The organism is Acinetobacter sp. CY73 (assembly GCF_059515865.1).
The window spans coordinates 66,363-66,683 of sequence record NZ_JCAKMZ010000020.1; positions in this window are offsets into that span (position 1 = coordinate 66,363).

Below are 321 nucleotides of genomic sequence, written 5' to 3' on the forward strand. Positions count from 1 at the left end.
TTAAGTTGGGTTTTAGAAAGAAAGTTTAAAATAATTTGAAATTGCAGTTGACTATTTATCGAAAGAGAGTAGTATAGCCGACCTAGCTTGCTGGTGACGAACCAACAAGAAGATCATTAAGAGATTATGAAGAACAACTTGTGTGGATTTTTACTGATTGATTAATCGAAATTATTTTCATTGATTGATGGTAGAAATGACTCGAAGTTTATTTGAGAAATATTTGTCAGAAGATTGATGAGCCAAGATTGGTGCCCTATAGGCACTAAGCAATATTAAACTGAAGAGTTTGATCATGGCTCAGATTGAACGCTGGCGGCA